The organism is Rhizobacter sp. P3_C12 (assembly GCF_056402735.1).
The window spans coordinates 1-576 of the sequence record NZ_JBFUGW010000657.1 but is presented as its reverse complement, the minus strand read 5'-3'; the positions used below and the strand labels follow the sequence as shown (position 1 = coordinate 576).

The 576-nt window shown below is 74.3% G+C and carries 1 pseudogene; it reads right to left on the bottom strand.

From position 1 onward, the window contains the following. A pseudogene (locus AC1DXV_RS35220) lies at window positions 1-576 on the bottom strand (heavy metal translocating P-type ATPase); the annotation flags it as partial.

Genomic DNA, 576 nt, shown 5'->3' with positions numbered 1-576 from the left:
CAGCGCGACCTGCACGCGGTCGCCGGGCCGCAAGGCCGCGCGTGCGACGCGTTCGCCCGATCCGTCGGCGGCCAGCCGCAGCGCGGTGTCGGGCAGCGCCCCCAGCACGCCGTCGAGCGCCTCGGCTGCGCGGTGGCGCGCCTTCATCTGCAGCCAGCGCCCGCCGAGCAGGAAGGCGACGAACATCGCCAGCGAATCGAAGTACACCTCGTGGCCGAACGGGCCATTGGGGTCGAACGCGGCACCGGTGCTCGCGACGAAGGTGACGGCGATGCCGAGCGCGACCGGGATGTCGGCGCCGATGCGGCCGCTGCGCAGGCTGCGCCAGGCGCCCTGGAAGAACGGTGCGGCCGACCACCACAGCACCGGCAGCGTCAGCACCCAGGCACCCCAGTCGAGCAGCTGCTTCATGTCGGGCGCGAGTTCGCCGGGGTGCGCCACGTAGTGCGGCGTCGCGAGCATCATCACCTGCATCATGCAGAAGCCGGCGACGAACAGGCGCCACAGCGCGGCGCGCGATTCGCGCCGGCGCAGCGCGCGGGCGGAGGCGGGCGTGTCGGGCGCGGCGTCGTAGCC